Consider the following 941-nt stretch of genomic DNA (forward strand, 5'->3'; position numbering starts at 1 on the left):
CGTCTGTCGTATTAAACCGCTGGGCAGACTGGTTTTTTGATCCCGCGCAGGCAAAATCAAGGCTTGAAAAACAATTCGGCGTCGCAAATTTAAAAAGTTTCGGCATGGAAGAAAATTCACCTGAAATAATTTCCGCAGGGGCGCTTTTAGACTACCTTGATACAACGGCAAAAAGTATACTAAGCCATATCAGAACGATAAAAGTTTACCGCGACAGCGAATATATGGGAATAGACGAGTCAAGTCAAAGAAATCTTGAACTTTTATACAACCAAAGAGACGGAGAACCTCGTTTTTCACTTTTGGAAGTAATGGACGAAACCAAATCTTCCATGGGACGCAGGCTTTTAAAGCGGCGTATTTTGCACCCGCTTCGCAATGTGGAAAAAATTAACAAACGTCTGGATATGGTGGAAGACCTATACAGAGATCAGGGGCGTTTAAGCAAGTTACGCGATCTATTGGGAAAGACATCAGACCTTGAGCGTCTTTGTTCAAGGCTTGCGATGGACAAGGCGCACGGCATGGACATGCTCGCGGTCAAGAACGCCATTAATTGTTTTAACTCGGTAATGGCGCTTAAGTTCGCCGGGAACATAAGTTTTGAAAGTACGTCAGGCGGCGAAGAGGACAATTTTGACCCTCTTTTGCAAATTAAGGAACTTTTGGAAAAAGGAATTTGCGAGGAACCCGCCGTAGTGTTGAACGAGGGCAACTTGATAAAGGACGGCTTTAACGCGGAGCTTGACCAGTTCCGTTCCATGCGGGACAAGGGCAGGCAGTACATCGAGGATTATCTTAACGAAGAGCGCGAGACAACGGGGATAAATCTTTTAACCTGTTCGCGTATTTCAAGAAAGAGCTTTTTTTCAAGTTCCACGACCTTTTCCGACGCGCCGTTAATCTCGGATTCAAGTTCCGCGAGCCGTTCGGTCGAATAT

1 pseudogene is annotated in these 941 nt (G+C 45.3%); it reads left to right on the forward strand.

The features are described from left to right. Positions 1 to 941: pseudogene (locus ACYVTD_RS14125) on the forward strand (hypothetical protein); the annotation flags it as partial.

The sequence above is a fragment of the Treponema sp. R6D11 genome (genome assembly GCF_054786075.1).